Source organism: Neobacillus bataviensis, assembly GCF_019969725.1.
Genome location: NZ_JAHXYW010000002.1, coordinates 402,627 through 422,577, shown reverse-complemented (window position 1 = coordinate 422,577; position 19,951 = coordinate 402,627). Strand labels below are relative to the sequence as shown.

The 19,951-nt window shown below is 40.8% G+C and carries 23 protein-coding genes and 1 pseudogene; 6 read left to right on the top strand and 18 right to left on the bottom strand.

Annotated features, from left to right (window positions below; all coding sequences use genetic code 11):
• Nucleotides 1-69: 69 nt before the first annotated feature.
• A pseudogene (locus LC455_RS32060) lies at nt 70-171 on the top strand (DUF3231 family protein); the annotation flags it as partial.
• Nucleotides 172-219: 48 nt separating this feature from the next.
• Here LC455_RS32060 and LC455_RS06850 read toward each other — a convergent pair.
• From LC455_RS06850 to LC455_RS06810, 9 genes are all read right to left on the bottom strand, one after another.
• Nucleotides 220-1,872, bottom strand: a complete 1,653-nt coding sequence (locus LC455_RS06850; protein ID WP_223589312.1) for a M4 family metallopeptidase — start codon at nt 1,870-1,872, stop codon at nt 220-222.
• Nucleotides 1,873-2,289: 417 nt separating this feature from the next.
• Entirely contained in the window at nt 2,290-3,078 is a 789-nt protein-coding gene (locus LC455_RS06845) for a 2-keto-4-pentenoate hydratase (RefSeq protein ID WP_223589310.1), read from the bottom strand.
• Nucleotides 3,079-3,733: 655 nt separating this feature from the next.
• A complete protein-coding gene (locus LC455_RS06840; RefSeq protein WP_223589309.1) occupies nt 3,734-4,513 on the bottom strand; it encodes a 2-keto-4-pentenoate hydratase in 780 nt (259 codons plus the stop codon).
• Nucleotides 4,514-4,574: 61 nt separating this feature from the next.
• Nucleotides 4,575-6,035 (bottom strand): aldehyde dehydrogenase, encoded by a 1,461-nt coding sequence (locus LC455_RS06835; protein WP_223589307.1) that lies wholly within the window; start codon nt 6,033-6,035, stop codon nt 4,575-4,577.
• Between the two features lie 15 nt (nt 6,036-6,050).
• Nucleotides 6,051-6,509 (bottom strand): RidA family protein, encoded by a 459-nt coding sequence (locus LC455_RS06830; RefSeq protein WP_223589838.1) that lies wholly within the window; start codon nt 6,507-6,509, stop codon nt 6,051-6,053.
• A gap of 4 nt (nt 6,510-6,513) precedes the next feature.
• Nucleotides 6,514-7,524 (bottom strand): amidohydrolase family protein, encoded by a 1,011-nt coding sequence (locus LC455_RS06825; protein ID WP_223589306.1) that lies wholly within the window; start codon nt 7,522-7,524, stop codon nt 6,514-6,516.
• Complete coding sequence (locus LC455_RS06820; protein ID WP_223589304.1) at nt 7,509-8,051, bottom strand: 3-hydroxyanthranilate 3,4-dioxygenase; 543 nt, start codon at nt 8,049-8,051, stop codon at nt 7,509-7,511. Before LC455_RS06820 ends, LC455_RS06825 begins: the two co-directional genes overlap by 16 nt.
• Nucleotides 8,052-8,066: 15 nt before the next feature.
• On the bottom strand, nt 8,067-8,624 hold the full coding sequence (locus LC455_RS06815) for an NADPH-dependent FMN reductase (protein ID WP_223589302.1): 558 nt from the start codon (nt 8,622-8,624) through the stop codon (nt 8,067-8,069).
• On the bottom strand, nt 8,621-10,102 hold the full coding sequence (locus tag LC455_RS06810) for a 4-hydroxyphenylacetate 3-hydroxylase family protein (protein ID WP_223589300.1): 1,482 nt from the start codon (nt 10,100-10,102) through the stop codon (nt 8,621-8,623). Before LC455_RS06810 ends, LC455_RS06815 begins: the two co-directional genes overlap by 4 nt.
• 220 nt (nt 10,103-10,322) lie before the next feature.
• Between LC455_RS06810 and LC455_RS06805 the strand changes: the two genes are divergently transcribed.
• The gene (locus LC455_RS06805; RefSeq protein WP_223589298.1) at nt 10,323-10,946 is read left to right on the top strand and encodes a Crp/Fnr family transcriptional regulator; all 624 of its coding nucleotides are present in this window, start codon (nt 10,323-10,325) and stop codon (nt 10,944-10,946) included.
• Nucleotides 10,947-10,953: 7 nt separating this feature from the next.
• Here the strand turns inward: LC455_RS06805 and LC455_RS06800 are convergent, their stop codons facing one another.
• Nucleotides 10,954-11,565 carry a Crp/Fnr family transcriptional regulator gene (locus tag LC455_RS06800; protein WP_223589295.1) on the bottom strand — a complete coding sequence of 204 codons (612 nt, stop codon included), beginning with the start codon at nt 11,563-11,565 and terminating at the stop codon, nt 10,954-10,956.
• Between the two features lie 20 nt (nt 11,566-11,585).
• The gene (locus tag LC455_RS06795; protein WP_223589294.1) at nt 11,586-12,200 is read right to left on the bottom strand and encodes a TetR/AcrR family transcriptional regulator; all 615 of its coding nucleotides are present in this window, start codon (nt 12,198-12,200) and stop codon (nt 11,586-11,588) included.
• 334 nt (nt 12,201-12,534) lie between these two features.
• Here LC455_RS06795 and LC455_RS06790 point away from each other — a divergent pair, with 334 nt between their 5' ends.
• Genes LC455_RS06790 through kynB form a run of 3 tightly spaced genes read left to right on the top strand, consistent with a single transcriptional unit; the run spans nt 12,535 to nt 15,494 of the window.
• Complete coding sequence (locus LC455_RS06790) at nt 12,535-13,941, top strand: amino acid permease (protein WP_223589292.1); 1,407 nt, start codon at nt 12,535-12,537, stop codon at nt 13,939-13,941.
• A gap of 26 nt (nt 13,942-13,967) precedes the next feature.
• Nucleotides 13,968-14,825, top strand: coding sequence for a tryptophan 2,3-dioxygenase (gene kynA, locus LC455_RS06785; protein ID WP_223589290.1), 858 nt, complete (start codon nt 13,968-13,970; stop codon nt 14,823-14,825).
• Nucleotides 14,826-14,867: 42 nt separating this feature from the next.
• Nucleotides 14,868-15,494, top strand: coding sequence for an arylformamidase (kynB, locus tag LC455_RS06780; protein WP_223589288.1), 627 nt, complete (start codon nt 14,868-14,870; stop codon nt 15,492-15,494).
• A 50-nt stretch (nt 15,495-15,544) separates the two neighbouring features.
• On the opposite strand, the gene LC455_RS06775 is transcribed toward kynB, so the two are convergent.
• Genes LC455_RS06775 through LC455_RS06765 form a run of 3 tightly spaced genes read right to left on the bottom strand, consistent with a single transcriptional unit; the run spans nt 15,545 to nt 16,663 of the window.
• Complete coding sequence (locus tag LC455_RS06775) at nt 15,545-15,910, bottom strand: DUF2085 domain-containing protein (protein ID WP_223589286.1); 366 nt, start codon at nt 15,908-15,910, stop codon at nt 15,545-15,547.
• Nucleotides 15,885-16,142, bottom strand: a complete 258-nt coding sequence (locus LC455_RS06770; protein ID WP_223589284.1) for a hypothetical protein — start codon at nt 16,140-16,142, stop codon at nt 15,885-15,887. The genes LC455_RS06775 and LC455_RS06770 overlap by 26 nt, the downstream gene beginning before the upstream one ends.
• Nucleotides 16,143-16,147: 5 nt before the next feature.
• On the bottom strand, nt 16,148-16,663 hold the full coding sequence (locus tag LC455_RS06765; protein WP_223589282.1) for a GrpB family protein: 516 nt from the start codon (nt 16,661-16,663) through the stop codon (nt 16,148-16,150).
• A gap of 168 nt (nt 16,664-16,831) precedes the next feature.
• Here LC455_RS06765 and LC455_RS06760 point away from each other — a divergent pair, with 168 nt between their 5' ends.
• The gene (locus LC455_RS06760; protein ID WP_223589280.1) at nt 16,832-17,011 is read left to right on the top strand and encodes a hypothetical protein; all 180 of its coding nucleotides are present in this window, start codon (nt 16,832-16,834) and stop codon (nt 17,009-17,011) included.
• 37 nt (nt 17,012-17,048) lie between these two features.
• On the opposite strand, the gene LC455_RS06755 is transcribed toward LC455_RS06760, so the two are convergent.
• The 4 genes from LC455_RS06755 to LC455_RS06740 form a co-directional block, all read right to left on the bottom strand.
• Nucleotides 17,049-17,459, bottom strand: coding sequence for a VWA-like domain-containing protein (locus LC455_RS06755; RefSeq protein WP_223589278.1), 411 nt, complete (start codon nt 17,457-17,459; stop codon nt 17,049-17,051).
• A gap of 265 nt (nt 17,460-17,724) precedes the next feature.
• Nucleotides 17,725-18,708, bottom strand: a complete 984-nt coding sequence (locus tag LC455_RS06750; protein ID WP_223589276.1) for a quinone oxidoreductase family protein — start codon at nt 18,706-18,708, stop codon at nt 17,725-17,727.
• A 230-nt stretch (nt 18,709-18,938) separates the two neighbouring features.
• Nucleotides 18,939-19,700: an SDR family oxidoreductase gene (locus LC455_RS06745; RefSeq protein ID WP_223589274.1), complete on the bottom strand. Its 762-nt coding sequence runs from the start codon at nt 19,698-19,700 to the stop codon at nt 18,939-18,941.
• 18 nt (nt 19,701-19,718) lie between these two features.
• Entirely contained in the window at nt 19,719-19,949 is a 231-nt protein-coding gene (locus LC455_RS06740) for a hypothetical protein (RefSeq protein ID WP_223589272.1), read from the bottom strand.
• Nucleotides 19,950-19,951 lie beyond the last annotated feature (2 nt).

Genomic DNA, 19,951 nt, shown 5'->3' with positions numbered 1-19,951 from the left:
TCTATTTTTTTGGTGTATTTTGTTTTCCATATTTGGAAAAATAATAAGAAATTAATGGGGGCTTAATTTGACAAGATGAAATTTGGTTCTTCATTAAAGGAGCTAATGAGGAAAAGAGGATGGATAAAAGTACCGCCCTACTACTTTCCACCAGGAAAACCACGGGATTAGCCGTGAAAATAAGTCAGCCACCACAAATGTGATGGCTGACTTATTTTTTTAGTAAACCCCTACCTGTGACCAAGCATTGGCAACTGCATTATATTGCGTGCTTCCAGTTCCGTAAAGGTCAGCAGCGGCCGCAAGCAGGGCAGCACGAGCATCGCTAAAATCGCTTTGTGGAGCTAGATAAACCGTTAAAGCACGATAATAAATTTTTTCTGCAACAGATGTTCCAAGGCTGTTAATCGTTAAATAGGCAGCTTTGTTTGGAATACCGCTGTTTGTGTGAACACCACCGTTATCTGAAGTAGTATTCACATAGTTATTCATATGATCCGGCTGTCCATAAAGAGGTGGATTAGACAAACTTCTTAATGCATCCCCGGATTTTTGCGGTGTATAAACATCCTCACCCATTAAATAATCACCCTTATCAAGGAATACGCCGAATGTATCGGAAATTGATTCATTCAATGCTCCTGACTGGTATTGATATTCTAAGCCAGCAGTTCTTTCCGTTACCGCATGGGTTAATTCGTGGGCTACAACATCAAGAGCGCCTGACAGCGGTCTAAACGTTACCCCGTCTCCATCGCCATAAACCATTTGCTGGCCATTCCAGAAGGCATTGTTATAACTTCTGCTGTAGTGAACGGAAGAACGAATCGTTGCTCCATTATTATCAAAACTATTACGGTTAAATGTATTTTTATAGTAGTCATAGACTTTACCAGCATAGTAGTTAGCATCAACATCCGCCCCTTGAGAAACGGCATTGAATTGATTGTCAGGGTCTACAGAATAATTGCCCGGTAAAAGGGTGCGATTTTGTGCTGTTCTTGTTTCAATAACCCCGGTCATCGGTTTTGTTACATCATACAAATAATAAGTACTGTTTGAAAAATAAGTATTAAACGTCTTATAGTCTCCTAATACACCATAGCCAGAACCAGTGGTTGCCCCATCTGCTACAGCATTATAGGAATCTAGAATATTGCCATTGATGGCATCAACATAAACCACCCAGTTTGCCCCATATGGCTGGATGAATTGAAGGTTGGTTTTGTAGGCCAAGTAAAAATCATTGGCTTTTTTATAAACAACTAATTCTGCCTTTTCAGCCGTATCTTCTACCTTTTTACCGGTAGGATCTACTTCGGCATTGGTTAATGTATCCTTCTTTGTTAGATTAATAGATTTCCATGCCTTATCAAGTGCGTCAGCCTTGGATAGTTGTGCTTTAAGGGCGCCTTTAAAATAGGAGGAAGCTTCTGGGAAGACGTCGCCATTTACAGCCGTTACGATGCCATTTTTATCGGTATGAACCTTGAATTTTGCGCCATCAACAGGAATGCCCTGGACAGATTGAACAAAATTATAGTGAGTGGTGCCAAGCTCGTCCTTTTGGACATCTAGTAAGGTCAAATCTTTATCAGCATCTAATTGGTAGAGCTCTTTATTTTCTTTTAAAAATTGCTTGACCTCCGCTTTATCAGTCAGTGCCTTTGTTGATAGTTTTCCATGTACGAAAGATGGAACTGTTTGCCCCTTTTTCCAGTTCACCTTTGCTTCCTTACCAAATTGCGCTGCATCCTTTTTGACCATAACATTGTACGGAACCGCGCTTTGTGTTTGTGCCGCAGCAGTGATCGGCAATACTGCCCCAACAGTTAGTCCCAATGCTAGTACCAGTGACGTTCTCTTTTTCATTCTTCCATCCTCCTAATAGATAAAAAAATTTGTTTGGAATTTAATAATAGCATGGTAAATCTATCTGCATTATTGGGAAAAAAGTGATTTCTACTAGTGACTATCACTGCCAGAATTTTGTCAAATCTATTAAAAAACCCAAGGCTAGTTTCATAATAGCCTTGGGAAATATTAATGGATTAGTGATTTTGATAGAAAAATGAATTTAAAAAATGATTTTAACTTTAAAAAAGCCCTACTTGGAATTGGGATCGGTACTTTGGATTGATTTACTCGCCGAAAATTGAACCATACTCGCTAAAATTTCAATTTACTCAAAAAAATTCGATTTACTCGCAGTTTTTCTCCGTTTACTCGCCAAACCCATTTCAGCTATTCATTTACATAAAAAAGCCAGGCACCTGATCCTGACTTAGATTACTTGCACGAAAAAGACACACTGCCTAATTCAGCAAATTGTACAAGAATGGAATCTTTTGGTTCAAAAGAAATCGCTTCGGAGATGGCTCCGCTTAGGATGATATCCCCTTTTTTAATTCCTTTTCCTGCTTCACCAAGCTTATTAACTGCCCAGGCTACTGACGTGGCGGGATGTCCGAGCACAGCTGCGCTTGAGCTGGTCTGGGAAACCTGCCCGTTCTTTGACATTACCATTCCGATATCAGCCAAATTTAAGACTCTCGGCGACATCCACTTGCTCCCAATAAAAAAGCTTGATGAGGAACAATTGTCAGCAACCACATCTGGCAGGGTAAACTTAAAATTTAAGTAACGGCTGTCAATGATTTCGATAGCAGGCGCCACATATTTGGTAACCCGCAGCACGTCCTCTGCTGTAATATTGGTTCCTTGCAGGTCCTCTGCAATCATAAAGGCGATTTCAGGTTCTGCTTTTGGATGGATGAATTTATTGTAATCAAGCGGTTCCCATTCAAGGGCAAGCATATCATCGGTCAAATAACCATAGATTGCTTCATGTACCCCCATCATTTCTTGCTTTGCCTTACTGGTAAGTCCGAGCTTTAACCCAATTCGGCGTGCCCCATCCTTTTCTCTTCTTTGGATGAGTTTTTCTTGGATTAGATAAGCCTCATCGATGGTTAATTCCGGGTATTGATCCGTAACCTTGACAACCTCCCGACGCTCTTTTTCTGCCGAATACAAATAATCTACAATTTCTAAGTCAACACCGCTGGTTAACGTCATTATCTATACCTCCAATTTGCGGCCTTTCACCAATTATGAAAAGTTTGGCGCGTAAAAATTTTTACGTGACCCCCTCCGCTGTAATAAGGCCTTTTCGGTCACGTAGACTCGTCCTACGTTTCCCTTTTCTTGGTTCCTGAACATTTTCGGTCACCTAGACTCTTCCTACGTTTCCCTTTTCTTGGTTCCTGAACATTTTCGGTCACGTAGACTCTTCCTACGTTTCCCTTTTCTTGGTTCCTGAACCTTTTCGGTCACGTAGACTCTTCCTACGTTTCCCTTTTCTTGGTTCCTGAACCTTTTCGGTCACGTAGACTCTTCCTACGTTACTCTTTTCTTGGTTCCTGAACATTTTCGGTCACGTAGACTCTTCCTACGTTTCCCTTTTCTTGGTTCCTGAACATTTTCGGTCACGTAGACTCTACCTACGTTTCCCTTTTCTTGGTTCCTGACCTTTTCGTTCACCTAGAATCTTCCTACGTTACCCTTTTTGGTTCCTGAACCTTTTCGGTCACCTAGACTCTTCCTACGTTACCCTTTTCTTAGTTCCTGAACCTTTTCGGTCACGTAGACTCTTCCTACGTAACTCTTTTCTTGGTTCTTGAACCTTTTCGGTCACGTAACCTTGCAAAAGTATAAAGCTAACTATCAAAATCTACTCAAAAGTAACCGAAACTGATCCAAGTGAACCGAAATGTGCGGAGAATTGATCGCCCGCCCGAACAGGCAAGGCCTTCGTTAGTGCACCCGGAAGGATTAATTCGCCGGCTTTAAGCGTAATACCAAATTCATGAAGTTTATTCGCCAGCCAGGCGACAGCTTGAGCTGGATGTCCAAGAACCGCAGCACCAGAACCGGTCTCAGCCATTTCCCCATTTTGAAAAATTACCATTCCAACAGTTCGCAAATCAATTCCGTCAATCGGAGTTAATTGATTACCTGCTACAACCATTGCGGAAGAACCGTTATCGGCAACCGTATCGACTAATTGAATCTTCCAATCCTCTATCCTACTATCAATAATCTCTAGTGTTGGCACCACGTACTTTGTGGCCATAAGGACATCCAAAAATGTGACATTCGGTCCTTCTAAGTCCTCACCAAGAATGAACCCAATCTCTGCTTCCACTTTTGGACTAATCAAGCCCTCAACCTTAACGATGCCGCCGTCTTCCACCTTCATTTCTTCCAACAAATGACCATAATCTGGTTCGTCTACTCCCAGCATTTGCTGCATCGCCACGCTGGTCAAACCAACCTTTTTCCCAATGACCTTACTGCCCTGAATCACTTTTTTAGCCATGACCTCAAGTTGGATCTTATAGGCATCCTCTACCTTTAATTCAGGATACTCCACAGTAAGAGGAGCGATAGCATTCTTCGTGCGCTCCGCTTCTAAAAGACTTTCCACAATTTTGTCCATTACCTGATTCATACACTCACTCTTTCTATATGAACTCATAAAGAGTGCCATAAAAGCACTCTTCGATTCTTCCCTAAAGCTTCAATGTAATTGTTTTTGCTTCTGTATAAAATTCAAAGCTATGACGGCCGCCTTCACGACCAATGCCGCTCGCTTTTGCCCCGCCAAATGGTGTTCGTAAATCGCGATAATACCAGCAATTAATCCAAAGCAAACCAGAATTGACTTTAGCCGCAACACGGTGGGCCCGGCGAAGGTCATTGGTCCAAACGACACCAGCAAGCCCATAGATGGAATCATTGGCAATTCGAATGGCATCTTCCTCTGTTTTAAATGGAATGATAACAAGGACAGGGCCAAATATCTCCTCTTGTGCCACTCTCATTTTGTTATCTACATCATAAAGAACCGTTGGCTCGTAGAAATTTCCTTCGCCTAATTCTAGCATTCTTTTTCCGCCGATTGCCAGCTTAGCTCCTTCAGAAAGCCCGATTTGAACATATTGATCAACAGAATCCAAGTGACCTTTTGATACTAACGCCCCCATATCGGTCGTTTCATCCAGCGGATTTCCTACTTTAATTTTTCGAACAGCCTTTAAAAATTTATCCAGGAATAGATCGTAAACACTCTCTTGCACCAAAAGCCTAGAGCCGGCTAAGCAAATTTCACCCTGATTTCGAAAAATGGCTTCGATGGATCCCGCTACTGCTTCATCCAAATCGGCATCTTCAAACACTATGTTCGCAGATTTACCGCCAAGCTCCAATGAAACCGGAATTAATTGGGAAGCGGCATTTTGCATTACCGTCCGGCCAGTTGTACTGTCTCCTACAAAGGAAATGCGGCGGACCGATGGGTGGTTGGTCATCGTTGTCCCGGCTGTTCCGCCAGGCCCAGTAATAATATTCAATACACCAGGCGGCAACCCTGCTTCATTAGCAATTTCTCCAAGCATGACGGCACTTAGCGGTGTATAAGATGCCGGCTTCACCACAACCGTGTTCCCCGCTGCCAATGCAGCTGATGCCTTCCATGTCATTTGCATAAACGGAAGATTCCACGGAATAATTAAGCTGGTTACGCCTGCAGGTGCATACTTGGAATATGACATATATTTTGCTTGATCATAGTGTTCATGATGAATATAATTGGCCATTTCCGCGAAAAAACGGAGATTGGCAGCTGCCCTTGGAATATCAAAGCCCCGGCTCTCTTTAATGGGTTTTCCAACATCTAGTGTTTCCACAAGTGCTAATTCATCGACTCTCTCCATGACCAAGTCAGACATTTTACACAAAATCTTCGACCGTTCCGCGACAGGCATTTCGCTCCATATGCCGCTTTCAAATGTCCGCTGTGCCACTTCAATGGCATATTTAGCATCTTCTTCATTTGCCTTGGCAACCGAAGCAAGCTTTTGATTCGTGGAAGGATCGATGGTATCAAAGGTTTCACCTGAGAAAGCATCTCTATATTCTCCATTAATGAAGAGTTTTGCATCCTTGATTACTTGTTGCTGGGTTAAGTTCATCCCTATCCCCTCCTGCTACTCTACTTCTACGATCATTTCAACTTCCACTGCATTATTGTGTGGAAGCTGGGCCATTCCAACAGCCGATCTGGCATGTCTGCCTCTTTCGCCAAATACCTGAACAAGTAAATCGGAAGAACCATTCATCACTTTCGGCTGATCGACAAAATCAGGTGTGCTGTTGACAAAACCTAATATTTTCACAATCCGCTTCACTTTGCTTAATTCACCAAGTTCATTTTTAATAACACTTAGGAGATTTAACATACATTGTCTTGCGGCATCATAGCCAACTTCAACGGTGACATCCTTCCCTAATTGGCCGCGGAACTCATTCGTCCCCTGACCTGATGTAAAAATAAGATTTCCGGTACGGACGCAGCTCACATAATTCCCTGAGGCAGGGCGAAGCGGCGGCAAGGTCAGCCCAAGTTCTGCTAATTTATCTTCAGGTGTAAGAATTTGATTTTCCATCATGTCACACTCCAGCCTTTACAGGAATATTTAAGAATCGCAGCGCATTTTTTCCGAGCATGGCTTCTGTTTGTTCTTGTGTAAGTCCCAGCGTTTCATCAATCACTTTTCCAGGCGGCACTTCTCTTAACAGGAATGGGTAATCAGAGCCCATGATAATTTTTTCATGACCGAAATTTTCAATTAAATATCGGAGATTAATAGGATCATTGACTAAAGAATCAAAGTAAAAGTTTTTCGCATAATAGCTTGGCGGTTTGTCTAGCAATCGTAAATGCGGCCAGACCTTCCAGCCTTGATCAAGTCTTGGCAAAAGGTATGGAAGGGATCCTCCGCCGTGCGCGAAGCAAATTTTTAGCTTAGGGAATTTATCGATGACCCCTCCTAAAATAAGACTTGCACCCGCAAGAGCTGTTTCGCTCGGCATTCCCACTGTGTACATCAAATTATGACGCGGCATCCGCTCTTTTCCTAACGTTTCCCAAGGATGAATAAAGAGGGGTACCTCCCATTTTTCCGCCATCTCGAAAAACTCGATGAAAGATGGATCATCCAAATTAACACCGTTTACATTAGTACCAATTTCAATGCCCTTTAACCCTAATTCGTGGATGCAGCGATCCATTTCACGAATGGCGATATCCACATTTTGCAGTGGCACAGCCCCTAATCCAATAAATCGAGTTGGATACTGATTGACAGTTTCAGCAATGAAATCATTTTGAATCCGTGCTAATCTTTCCGCTTCTTCGGCAGGTGCCCAATAGGAGAACGTTACTGGAATCGGTGAAAGCACTTGGATATCAACCGATTCCCGCTCCATATCATAAATCCGCTTCTCCGGACTCCAAACTTGATCGGTGACTTCCCGAAATACCTTACCAGCGACCATAATATTGGCGCCGCAGGTACAGGTCCGTTCAAGCTTCGGCCATCTTTCTCCCGTAAAATGCTGAGTCAGCTCAGACCAATTCTCAGGAATAATATGCGTATGAAAGTCTACTCGCATTTCCATTCACTCGCTTCTTCCGGCATTACATGGCCGCAATTCATGCATGTTCTTAACTCACGGCTGCCGTTAAAACCGGCAATGGCTTCTTTAACTTGCACTTCGATATTGGTTAATTGAATCTTTACTCGATGCATTTCATGGTCGCACTCATCACAGAACCAGACGAAATCTTCCAGTTCTCCTTGTGCACGGTTTCGTTCAATGACAAGACCAATCGTATCTGCCACTCGGTGCGGTGAATGGGGCACATTGGCATGGAGATGGAACATTTCCCCCTCTTTTACTTCAACAACCTCACGTTTTCCTTCCTGATTGATGACTTCCACGTAGCAGCTGCCTTTAATTTGATAGAAGATTTCTTCCGAAGGATCAACATGGAAATCACGTCTTTTGTTTGGTCCGCCAAGAAGCATCACCATCAATTCCGCATCCTTCCAAATCACTTTATTATTAACAGGAGGTTGAAGCTGATCCTTATTCTCTTCAATAAATTTCATTAGATTAATAGGTAAAAACTGAGTTTTTGTCATATCCTCTTCTCCCTTCTATCCTCTTACGATTTCTAAATTTCCTTTAAGGGCTTTTTGCATATGGACCACTTCTTCTGCCAATTCGGAAATCCTCCGTAGCAAATCAGGGTCAACAATTTCATTTTTCTGGTTAAAATGCTCATTGTTCGCATAAACATATCCTGGTGCGACAAAAGCACGGAAGTAACCAGCAATCGGTTTTAATTGATTTTCAATGACCAGATAATGCTGGTAGGTTCCGCCATTTGCCACAAATCCCATCACTTTGTTTCGGAAATCATTTGGATGGATTAAGTCAAACAAGTTTTTTAACGGTCCAGGAATGGAGCCTTGAAAAATCGGTGTTCCAAAAATATAAAAATCAGCGGAAGAAACCTTTTGAATAACCGTCTTTGTATCCTCGGAATAGGCGGAAGGATTTCGTCCATCGCAAAATTGAACCTCGTAGTCCATCAGATCTAAATACTCCACTTCGATTTCCGGGTGCTTCTGTTTCACTTCTTCTAATACTCTTCTGACGAGAATTCCTGTTTTTGCCCCAATAATCGTCCCTGAAATACCTAATAATTTCATACTTGGCTCTCCAATCCCTTATTTAATACACTTACCTGCAATGCCTCCTCTACCATATCAGGCGAATGCGTACGCTTATAATTATTGTAAAAAATCGCCCGTTTACGGATCGGATCTCCTGTATAATAGCGCTCGTATTGAAGCAGACGCTGACCAAACGCTTCCCCGCATAAATCCCATGCAAGCTTGAACAGACTTACACGGTCTATGGAAGACACTCCTTCTCTTCCCACATAATAATTTTCCATCGCATCCTTTAATGGCTCACTTGCAAAATCGGCGCCAGTTGGGGACATTAACAGCCCTCCAGCCCCGATAATCTGCATCACTTCAATGGCCCTTGGGTACATCGTCGGCAGCAGTCCTCTAATGGTTTCAAGCGGAATATAACTTGGCATTGCTTCACCGTGTTCTGTCATCGTATATTCCACTTCAGCAACCCGTAATAACGCTCTGATGGATTCAAGCGATTGGATTAATTCGCCGAGGTCATTTTGAACATTTAAATAGACATCGACTCCAATGGAATCCGCTAGCTTCATAGCTACTTCGGTGGCAAATTGCAGCTTTACCAGTCCTCTAACACCGGACTGGTGTGCCGGCTGCTGGCCTGCTCCAGTCATTGGGTACAGCTTATTCGCTGCTTCTACATTGTTATAGAGGAAGACTCGGTCCCAAGGAACGACAACATCTTCAAAAACCAGCAGGGCATCCATTTCCTCAAATCTTGACGCTAATGGATGATCGAAGAGGGAACGAGTTCCATCCTGCATCGGTTCCCGGCAAATAATTTTTAACCCCGGTGTTTCAATTGGAATCGCAAAGGCAAGAGCATACTTTTCATCACCAGGTTTAAAGCCAGGGAACGAGTAAATGATGACTTCATCTGTAATCGGAGCAAGCGTAGCCAGCATTTTGGCTCCTCTTACGACTAAACCATCCGGAGTTTCCTTTACTGCTCCCAGGTGGGTATAAGTATCCTTTTGTTCGTGTGAGGTCTTACTTCTGTCATTTTGCGGATTGATAATCGCATGGGTTAAAAACAAGTCATGATCACGAAGATATTTATAATAATTGCGGATGTTTTCAGCCCAATTTTGATTATATTTTTCAAAAAACCAAGAATTATAGTACATCGACGTCACAACAACATTTAAAAAGTCCGGTGTTCTGCCCATTAGCCCAAAGGTTGCCTTGGCAAATACTTCAAAAACTTCTCTGCGTTTCATTAAATCTTCATAGCTTTTTGGCACTAAAAAAGCGTTGTTTACTCTCTCGCCAGTTTCTTCGCATATATGGGTAATTCTATCTTGGTACTCCGGGTTATGCTGCAGGTCATATAATTTGGCAATTTCCAGAATTGGCTGTTTAAAAACCGGTTCATCAAATAAATTGGTCACTTTTTTGCCATGCAGCCACACATCAGGTTTTCTGGATTTTACGGATTCAATATATTGATTACCTGTTCTAATTCCCATCGTTTGGGCCTCCTTGATTTACGGAAATTTACAACCAAATTGTAACCGCTTCCACAAAATGAAAGTGTAGCCTATTTAACATATTTTTTGATTTTATATTTTTAATTATCTAAATAATGAATCTAATCAATGGATAATCCCTTTGATTTCAACTATGATAAAAGTGAAAAACAGAAGACATCTGAGTAGGGCATCCAAAAATATTTTTGGAGGTAACGCTATGGCCACACTATATGAACATGTTTTTGATTGGGACAGCTATTTACAGTTTGGAACGAGGCAGTTCTTTAAGAGAAAGGAAGCCATCTACAGCCAAGGGACCTGTGGGGATGGGTTTTATTTTCTTAAGAAGGGTTTAGTGAGGATTGTCAGTGTAAATGCATCAGGCAAGGAGCGAATCTTAAACATTGTGATTCCGAATCAGCTCATAGGCGTCCAGTCGCTGGATCAAAGGCAGCATTTTACAAGCGCCATCGCCGTAAAGGATTCCGTCGTTTATCATTTTCCTTGTGAAACATTTAAAGCACTCCTTAAAGAGCACCCTAAGCTAGTTCCACTTTTTTCGCGTACGGTAATTCACAAAATGAAAATTTTATTAGATCGCATTAATTTGGATACGCTAACATCTGAACAAAAAATCGCCCTTCTTTTGCACAATATTTGCTATGAATTTAAAAATTACGAGATCCCTATTTCACAGCAGGACATTGCCGGTTGCACAGGATTAACAAGAATCACAGTATACAAAGTGTTAAAACAATGGCAAGAGGATGGCATCATCGAGATTATGAAACGAAAATACTATATAAAAAAACCAGATTTCTTAAGAAACCTGGTTAACTAGAATTCTATCATTGGTTTGCAAGCGCTTTTATTTTTTCCATATCTTTAATCACAATTTGACGATTATGAAGGGTGATATAGTTTTCCTGCTTCCACTTTTGAATCACCCTATTGAGGGTAATACGGGACGTACCAATGTACTTTGCAAAAGAAGTTTGATTCATGGAAGCGCTGCCATTTTCCTCTGACAGTTTTAACAAATAATAAGCCATTTGTTGTTCCACCGGACTTTCGATGAGCGAAAGGATTTCTGCTAAAGTTCTAAATTTGTAGATTAAAGACTCGGTGTAAATTACAGAGGCCTCCGGATGTTCAGCGTAAATAGCTGCTGCTGCCTCATCAGAAAAGAAATAGATAACTGAGGGGTAGGCTGCGGTAGCACTTGTCAAATAAGGTTCCTGGTGGACACCATGTTCTCCAAACAGCATTCCTGGCGGAACAACATTTATGATCCGTTCATTCCCTTTTTCCGACAGAAGGGTGATATTTATTTCGCCGATGCTGAGATAATAAAATCCTTTTCCACTGTGCCCTTGGCGATAGATGACCTTATTTTTTTCTACCTCAAACCGCTGGCCATACTTTAAAAATGGTTCCCACTTATAGCGAAGCTCCTGCATTTTATCACCCTTTCACCTTTTTAAAGATAAAGTCCCCTAGTATAAATAGCCGTGATTGTTTTCGCAACTTCCTCTACAGTATCGAGATGTTCGTTCCGGACAATTTCCCATAGATACATTTCATTTGTGAAAAACCATCCTCTGGCTGCGAGCTTATGATTTAACTCGGGTCTGGCCAGCCCGTTTTCTTGAGCATAAGCAATATCCTCTGAAATTCGCTGAATAAACTTTTCTCGAATCGCCTTCCATTTGTTTGAGATGGCGGTCGAAATGCCAATCGCCTGCTCGAATACCTGCATCAAGTTGCGTTCTGTTTCTGCCATTTTCAAAAAAGCAGTGGCTTGCTCTAGGATAATCTCCATAGCTTCCTTTTTGGTTTTTGGCAAAAAGGAAACCTCAGCAATTTCATAGAACTTCTCCATGACATTCTCCATTAAAACAATTAATATGTCTTCCTTCCCTTCAAAATGAACATATGCTGTTCCGTACCCAATATTGGCCTTTTTGATCATTTGAGAAATGGTTGCCTTATGAAAGCCCTCTTCAAGAAATACCTCTTTAGCTGCTTCTAATAACTTTTCCCGTGTTTTGATTGAACGCAAATGCCGTTTATCTATAACTTTTTCATCTGTCATTCCAATTCCTCCTGTTTCTATTTACAGCATATAAGGATTCATCTAAAATTAAAAGTTTTTACTAAAAAAAGAATTTGTCACGTTTTAACATTTATAATTTTCTGAAATATATTATTGACATCGTGTCATTTTCCTTGGTATGATTCACTTTGAATTATGGAAAAAGGAGGGTTCTTATCAAGTTAGATTTTTTCCCTAATAGCACCCTTTGTCGAAAATGGTTTGTAAGCGGTTTCAAAGGGGAGAAATACTCTATTAATTTTTTCAAAGTTCATTATTATTAAAAGCAATATGATTTAAAATTGAAGATAAAAATAAGGGAAGGTGGGAAAGTATGACGAATATGAATACAAATGGACCAGAAAAAGGTTTAAAGAGGGAATTAAAAACAGGCCAGCTCACGATGATTGCGATGGGCTGCGCCATCGGAACGGGGCTCTTCCTCGGCAGCGGGCTCGCTATTCAAACAGCAGGACCAGGTGTTTTAATCAGCTATGCTATTGGTGCCTTTATTGTCCTTCTTCTTATGGGATGTTTGTCTGAAATGACGGTTGCACACCCGGCTTCAGGATCCTTCGGCGTTATTTCAGAAAAATATATCCATCCGATGGCAGGCTTTCTTGTGCGCTACTCGTATTGGATTGCGAATGTACTGGCTGTTGGGGTAGAAGTAAGTGCCATCGCTGTTTATATGAAATACTGGTTCCCGACAGTGCCAGGAATGGTCTGGATATTACTATTTGGAGCTGTGTTAATTTACGTAAACGCTACAAGCGTCAATACCTTTGCAACCTTTGAGTATTGGTTCTCGATGATTAAAATTAGTGCTATTGTCGGATTTATCATTCTTGGAGCCTATGTTTTATTTGGAACATCTGATCATCCAAAAATGGGTGCAGAGAATTTTGTCAATGACGGAGGGTTTCTCCCGTTTGGCTGGAATGGAGTATGGATTGCCATCTTTATTTCCCTTTTTAGCTTCTTAGGGACTGAATTGATTGCAGTTACGGCAGGGGAAGCAAAGGATCCCGATGTTGCTGTTCCTAAAGCATTAAAAGCAACAGTTTTCCGTTTGTCTACCTTCTATGTATTAACACTCGCGATCATGTTAATGATTGTTCCTTGGAAAGCAGCAGGAGTCGATAAAAGTCCGTTTGTTAAAGTAATGGAAATTTTGAATATCCCTGGAGCCTCTGGAATTATGAATTTTATTATTTTAACGGCTGCATTATCCGCCATGAACAGCCAGTTATATGCATCAACACGGATGGTGTTTTCCTTATCCCGCAGTAATTTTGCACCTGCGTTCTTAGGCAAATTAAACAAAAAAGGTGTTCCGTCAACAGCGCTGGCCGTTTCCACTCTTGGAATTATTGTCGCAGCAGTGGTAAGCGCGTTATTCCCTGGCACCTCCTATGCCTTCATGATGGGGATTTCGATGTTCGGTGCCTTATTTACTTGGTTAATGGTCTTTGTTTCTCATTTATTTTTCAGAAGAATGTGGGAAAAATCAGGCGGGCGAAAGCTTCCGGTAAAAATGATGGGCTTCCCTTATTTGACCATTTTAGGGGCAGTACTTCTTGTAAGTTTAATGATTACCACATGGTTTACCGATTTCAAAATTTTACTGCAGTTTGGAATACCTTGGTTAGTCTTTTTATGTGTGGCATATTTCTTTTTTCATAAAAGAAACATGAATAATCTATCACAGCAGGATTCTTTGGAAGAACAAATTAAATAGATTAATGGAATGTGAGGGAAAATGTTATGAGCAACTTGGATAATCTACAAGAACACAAGACATCGAATCTCGAAAAGGAAATTCAATTAGATTTTAAAAAAGAAATGTCTTACGGTGATTATCTTCACCTTGAGCAAATTTTATCAAGCCAGCATCGGCTTTCTGATCATCACGATGAAATGCTGTTTATTATTATCCATCAAACAAGCGAATTATGGATGAAGCTTATTCTACATGAGATGAATGCGGCGATTGAATGTATCAAACGTAATGACTTGGAACCTTCTTTTAAAATGCTGTCACGTGTTTCCAGAATACAGCAGCAGTTGATTCAATCATGGAGTGTCCTATCCACTTTGACACCGGCTGAATATATGCAATTTCGGGATAAATTGGGACATTCCTCTGGATTCCAATCCTATCAAAACCGTTTGATTGAATTTGCGCTTGGAAACAAAAATGCCCATACACTTGCAGTCTATCAGCATCAGCCGGAGTTATATGCCCGTCTAGTAGAATCACTTCATGCACCAAGTATTTATGATGCGGCGATTTCAGCGCTTGTGGCGCATGGTTTAACGGTAGATGAAAAAGCCTTAAACCGCGACTGGTCGCAAAACTATGAACCAAATGCCAGCGTGGAAGAAGCATGGCTCCATGTATACCGTAATACTGATCAATATTGGGATTTGTATGAACTGGCTGAGAAGCTGGTCGACATTGGTAATCAGCAGCAATTATGGCGTTTTAATCATATGACAACCGTCGAAAGAATTATCGGCCATAAAATGGGTACGGGCGGCTCTTCTGGTGTTACGTATTTAAAACGAGTTCTCGATCAGCAATTCTTCCCGGAGCTATTGAGTCTTCGAACTAAGTTGTAAGATAATGAAGATGTTGAATCTGAAGTGTTGGAGGCTGTAAGAATGAGTAAATGGATCGATGTTTCGCAGCGCCTTGACAACAATATCGTTGTCTGGCCAGGTGATACGCCCTTCAACTACAAAGTCAGTTGGAGTAAAGAAGAAAGTGGTTCTGTCAATGTAGGACAGATTACGATGAGTGCTCATACCGGTACCCATATTGATGCTCCATTCCATTTTGATAACGACGGAAAAAAAGTAATCGATTTGGACCTTGAGTTATATATGGGCGAGGCACGGGTCATTCATTTACAGGAAACGACCAGCATTGGTGTAAAGGACCTTGCCGGTATGAATCTTAAAGGGGTAACACGTTTATTAATTCGTACGGATGCCTGGAAGGATCGAAGTGTTTTTCCTGAGTCGATTCCCCCGATTGAACCCGAATTGGCTACTTATCTTTCAGAGCTTGGAGTTCGTCTGATTGGCCTTGATTTGCCGTCTGTGGATCAAATCGACAGCAAGGAACTGTCTGCCCACCATGAGCTTACCCGTCATAACATTCACATTTTGGAAGGACTTGTACTAGACGAAGTCGCGCCTGGGGATTATGAATTGGCTGCTCTTCCCCTTCCCTTAGTAGAGGCGGATGGAAGTCCAGTCCGTGCGGTTTTGCGAAAAATGGATTAGTATAGACGAAAAAGACGTGTGCTTAGCATACGTCTTTTTTTATTTTGCACTTACCCAATAAGAAGTAATGCCCTAATAATGGATTCACTCACACTAACAATTATGATGCTTTGCCCTAAACCACTCATTAACCCAGTTGAGAATCTCAACGGATTATTACTCAATCGATATTTCTTTTTTTGCGTCCAGCCATCCACGACCATTGGGATATTTATTACAAGTCCTAGCCATAACGGCACATGTAAACTGAGTATCATGAATAATGGAAAAAAGAAATATCCCAATAGAATTCCCGTACACCTCGCGCATAATGGAAGTGTATATCCTTTTATCGTTAGACTCCTGGACTTCATCCGATGACATGGAACAACCCTTAATATTCTCTCTATATTAATGACAATCCGGCCCGCAATCACAGTCTGGCCTCCCATCACAATCAGGATCGCAATCAGGAATACAATCAATGTAAGAGATACAGTCCCAATTCTTTTTGCGGTATTTATTTTTTCCATAATAAATCAGGATAAAAAGTAACAGCACTATCCCAACACCTATAGCAATGAAACCAAATGCTAATTTAGTTTTTATAATTAGTACGGTTCCAACGACAAAAGCGATGATCATCATGGTTAATAATAGAAAAAACATCGAAATCACCCTTTGCTTTGTGCATACCAAGCAAGAGCATGCTGTTCCATTTCCTTCACAAATGATTTTTTGGCTGGGCTGTATTCACTCGTATTTTCATATTGCTCAGCTAACTTTTCCTTAAAGCGGCTGTATCTTTCTGCTTCCTCTGAATGGGTTCGAAGATAATCCCGAAAAATTAAATGACGCTCAATCTGAGTATTATCGAATTGATAAAAATGAATATGATGAGTTCTGGTATCCCCGCCCTTTCGAAATAATCTTCTGCCTGGAATGCCCCATTCTCCCGCAACATCATATCCAAGTTCACTCATTTTGTCGTTGTATGAATCCACCTTTACAATGTCTTTTACGATACACATCATGTCGATTACCGGCTTAGCCTTTAAGCCCTGAACAGACGTGCTGCCAAAATGCTCGAAGCAGATTATTTCATCCTCAAAAATGGTTTTAAGAAATTGTGTCTCCTCTTGGAACATAATCGCCCAGCTTTCATTAAATTCGGAAAGTCTCACTTTCATTTAATTCCCTCCAAGGACTCTATTTTCACCTCTCTATCTCATTATAAGTGCTGTTTTTATAAGTGGGTATTTTTTACTTACTTTTTAAAAAAAGCACAAAATTTGGAAACAAAATGGGCAGTATATTCGTCTAATAAGTAACATTAGTCCTAGGGATGGTGTTTTTACATGACCTGGTTTTATATAGCATTGGGGTTTATTGGGATTGTTGCCATTATAACAATAGAGGAAAAAGCAAAGGAGTATATAATTGAAAAAGGATATAAATTATCAAAGCCGATTCAATTACTATTAGCTGTGGTTGGTGCCGGCCTGATTTCTCTTGTTATTTTTTACATAAGACATTAAATATTAATCCCTCACAAAATTGTGAGGGATTTTCTTTTTATGCCACTTTAATTGCTTTACCGAATGGCACTCGTGGTAAAAATGCACTAGGTACCAGCCAAAATAATTCAAAATCGACCTTCTCCATCTCTTCAGAAAAAAATCCGGTAACGTCCGTAATATAAAACAATGTATCTACATTCTCTTCTTTTGCCCACTCAAGCACTAATGTATAAGAAGATTTCCCATGTGTATGATATTTGATCGTATCACTTTTTACGGGAGTAATGCTTCGAATTTTAAAATCCGCTTGAACCAATATCGTATCTGGCTTTAGCTGTTCAAACAGTTTCACTATGTTATTAATAAGGATGGCTGGTGCTTCGTTGGTGGAAGTATCCACGGCTAAAGCAACCTTCTTGTCTTGACGCTGCTGAATCATTGAAAGTATTGTTTTATGCCATTTCAACGCCATTTCCCCCTTTGTTTGAATGAGCGAGCCATATTATTTTCGGCTAAAAAGGAAGGGCTTATGATTGGATAATTGCGGTAGCAGTACTTGTATTGAATCAAAAAAATAAAAATGAACAATCTATTCTTAAATAGGTAAAATAGCCTTAAACGTTTTTCTTTACTCCTTCTTTTATAAAGAAACCAGCCACCCCGAATTTATCGGTGAATATTTAGAGTTTATCGGCGAATCTGTAAATTAATCGGCGAATCGAAAATTACGATTATTTCATTTCCCCGACATCCAGCAAGACTTTACCCGTACTCATTCGATTTTCAACTAAATCATGTGCCTTTGCAGCTTCTGCCAATGGGAAATGGTGACCAATATTTATTTTTAAGCTGCCATCGGCTAAGAGTGGAAATATCTTCTCAGCAACGGGCTGCAGTAACTGGGGGCGTAATTTTCTTGTCGTACCTAAGCTGAACCCTAGAGCAGATCTGCAGCTAGCATGCAGATCGCTTGTTTTAATATTCCCAGTTTCCCCGCTGGAATTACCTATCTGAACTAAACGTCCATATGGTGCAAGGCAAACTAAACTTTTTTCAGTTATTTTCCCTGCAACAGAATCTATAATAACATTTGCCCCATGCCCACCAGTTAGTTCATTTACCCTTTGAGCGAAATCTTCCTTTTCATAGTTGACGACATAATCAGCACCAGCCTCTTGCGCCACATTTATTTTAGATTCCCTTCCAACCGTCCCAATTACTTTTCCTGCCCCTAAAATTTTCGCTAATTGAATGGCAGTCGTCCCTACCCCTCCTGCAGCGGCATGGATGAGAACTGTTTCTCCTTGTTCTAATTTTGCTAGATCTGCGAGCAAAATATAGGAAAGAAAAGAAACGATTGGACTTGCAGCAGCTACATCAAATCCGATACTTTCAGGTATAGCAAAGGTCAAATTTTCATCAGCTACAATATACTCTGCATAGGAACCATTGGCCGGAAAGGTAATCACACGCTGTCCAACTTTTAAATGCTGAACGTCTTTACCAACTGCCTCTATCACACCTGCAGCATCAATGCCAGGAATAAACGGAAAGGTTCCACCCTTTTTCCCGTACCGTGACTTTATATCGGCAAAGTTAACACTCGTTTTTACTACTTGAATTAAAACCTGTTTAGGACCGAATTTCGGCACTTCTACATCGGTGTATTTCATCACATCAGTGTTGCCAAACTCAGTTACAATTACTGCTTTCATTTTGAAATCCCCCCGTTCAATCAAGTTTCTGTTGTCTACATATTCCATTTTTGCAGAGAGAATTCCTTCTTCTGGATCAACTTACCATACTAAGATGATGGAAAATTGGATTCGCAAATAAAACTGCATTTTAGCAAATAAACTAGAAAAATTCGCAAATAAAACGATAGCTCGTCCTAAAAATGCAAAAAAGGCTGCACATTTTATATGTGAACCCATTTTTTCAGCCTCTATTTAATTGAGTTCTTCGTATTCTCATAAATTCCGATTACTGCTTCATCAATTTCATCTCTCGACATCCGCAATGCTTTCTCCGATCTGGCAAAACCAATTTCAAGTTTACCTTCCTTCAGCCCTTTAAAAATGGCCTCTGCGAATTCATTCAAATCGGCACCGAATGTATGTAAGCCCACACCTCCTAAATCCGTATTTACCGCAGGAGGAGCCACTTCAATCACTTTAATCGAAGTATCCGAAAGCTGCAATCTTAAACTTACTGTAAAGGAATGGAGTGCGGCCTTCGTTGCCGAATAAATCGGGGCAATCGCCATTGGTGTGAAGGCAAGCCCAGAAGTTACGTTAATAATGGTTCCATTTTCTTTTTTAGAAAGAAACGGCGCAAATAGCATTGCAAGATGAATGGGCGCTTCCATGTTCGCGGTTATTTCATTATTGTAGTAGTTCCAATCCTCTTTCGGGTTCGCCTTAAGAATATTGAAGCGCTGCTGAATTCCTGCATTATTCACAAAGACATTCAATTCAGGATAATGACTTGTTGCCCATTCAAATAACGCCAACCGCTCTGATTCATTCGTTACATCACATACACGAGTCTCAATGTCAGGGAATTTTTCTTTTGCTTCCTTTAACTTTTCTTCCCTTCTCCCGCAAACAATGACCTTGCTTCCCGCTTTGATAAAACGTTCTGCAAAAGCTAAGCCGATTCCGGAGGCACCGCCTGTAATTAATATTGTATTGCCTGCTAAATTCATAATCTCCCTCTTTTCATCTTAATTAAATACTTTTAGAACTATGGCTATTACAAAAGTAAGGATACAAAACCCCATAATGAAATACCCTATGTAGCGAATCCCTTTAGGCAAGGATTTTAATTTAAGGCTGTTTCTTTTGTAAACACCTCCAGCAGTTATCTTTTGCAAATCCTCGATTGGTGTATACAATTTATTATCATCAATCTCTTTATATGCTTCACTAGATTGTGTTTCGTGTGTTTTTTCCATTT

Coding starts and splice junctions, on each gene's coding strand:
- LC455_RS06840 (WP_223589309.1), bottom strand. CDS start 4,513: ATGAATCAGGTAATGGACAAAATTGTGGAAAGTCTTTTAGAAGCGGAG.
- LC455_RS06830 (WP_223589838.1), bottom strand. CDS start 6,509: ATGGAAAATCAAATTCTTACACCTGAAGATAAATTAGCAGAACTTGGG.
- kynA (WP_223589290.1), top strand. CDS start 13,968: ATGAGCAACTTGGATAATCTACAAGAACACAAGACATCGAATCTCGAA.
- LC455_RS06750 (WP_223589276.1), bottom strand. CDS start 18,708: ATGAAAGCAGTAATTGTAACTGAGTTTGGCAACACTGATGTGATGAAA.
- LC455_RS06795 (WP_223589294.1), bottom strand. CDS start 12,200: ATGACAGATGAAAAAGTTATAGATAAACGGCATTTGCGTTCAATCAAA.
- LC455_RS06820 (WP_223589304.1), bottom strand. CDS start 8,051: ATGACAAAAACTCAGTTTTTACCTATTAATCTAATGAAATTTATTGAA.
- LC455_RS06770 (WP_223589284.1), bottom strand. CDS start 16,142: ATGTTTTTTCTATTATTAACCATGATGATCATCGCTTTTGTCGTTGGA.
- LC455_RS06810 (WP_223589300.1), bottom strand. CDS start 10,102: ATGGGAATTAGAACAGGTAATCAATATATTGAATCCGTAAAATCCAGA.
- LC455_RS06805 (WP_223589298.1), top strand. CDS start 10,323: ATGGCCACACTATATGAACATGTTTTTGATTGGGACAGCTATTTACAG.
- LC455_RS06790 (WP_223589292.1), top strand. CDS start 12,535: ATGACGAATATGAATACAAATGGACCAGAAAAAGGTTTAAAGAGGGAA.
- kynB (WP_223589288.1), top strand. CDS start 14,868: ATGAGTAAATGGATCGATGTTTCGCAGCGCCTTGACAACAATATCGTT.
- LC455_RS06745 (WP_223589274.1), bottom strand. CDS start 19,700: ATGAATTTAGCAGGCAATACAATATTAATTACAGGCGGTGCCTCCGGA.
- LC455_RS06800 (WP_223589295.1), bottom strand. CDS start 11,565: ATGCAGGAGCTTCGCTATAAGTGGGAACCATTTTTAAAGTATGGCCAG.
- LC455_RS06765 (WP_223589282.1), bottom strand. CDS start 16,663: ATGAAAGTGAGACTTTCCGAATTTAATGAAAGCTGGGCGATTATGTTC.
- LC455_RS06845 (WP_223589310.1), bottom strand. CDS start 3,078: ATGACGTTAACCAGCGGTGTTGACTTAGAAATTGTAGATTATTTGTAT.
- LC455_RS06835 (WP_223589307.1), bottom strand. CDS start 6,035: ATGAACTTAACCCAGCAACAAGTAATCAAGGATGCAAAACTCTTCATT.
- LC455_RS06815 (WP_223589302.1), bottom strand. CDS start 8,624: ATGAAATTATTAGGTATTTCAGGGACGATTATTGGGGCAAAAACAGGA.
- LC455_RS06825 (WP_223589306.1), bottom strand. CDS start 7,524: ATGGAAATGCGAGTAGACTTTCATACGCATATTATTCCTGAGAATTGG.
- LC455_RS06850 (WP_223589312.1), bottom strand. CDS start 1,872: ATGAAAAAGAGAACGTCACTGGTACTAGCATTGGGACTAACTGTTGGG.
- LC455_RS06740 (WP_223589272.1), bottom strand. CDS start 19,949: ATGGAAAAAACACACGAAACACAATCTAGTGAAGCATATAAAGAGATT.
- LC455_RS06760 (WP_223589280.1), top strand. CDS start 16,832: ATGACCTGGTTTTATATAGCATTGGGGTTTATTGGGATTGTTGCCATT.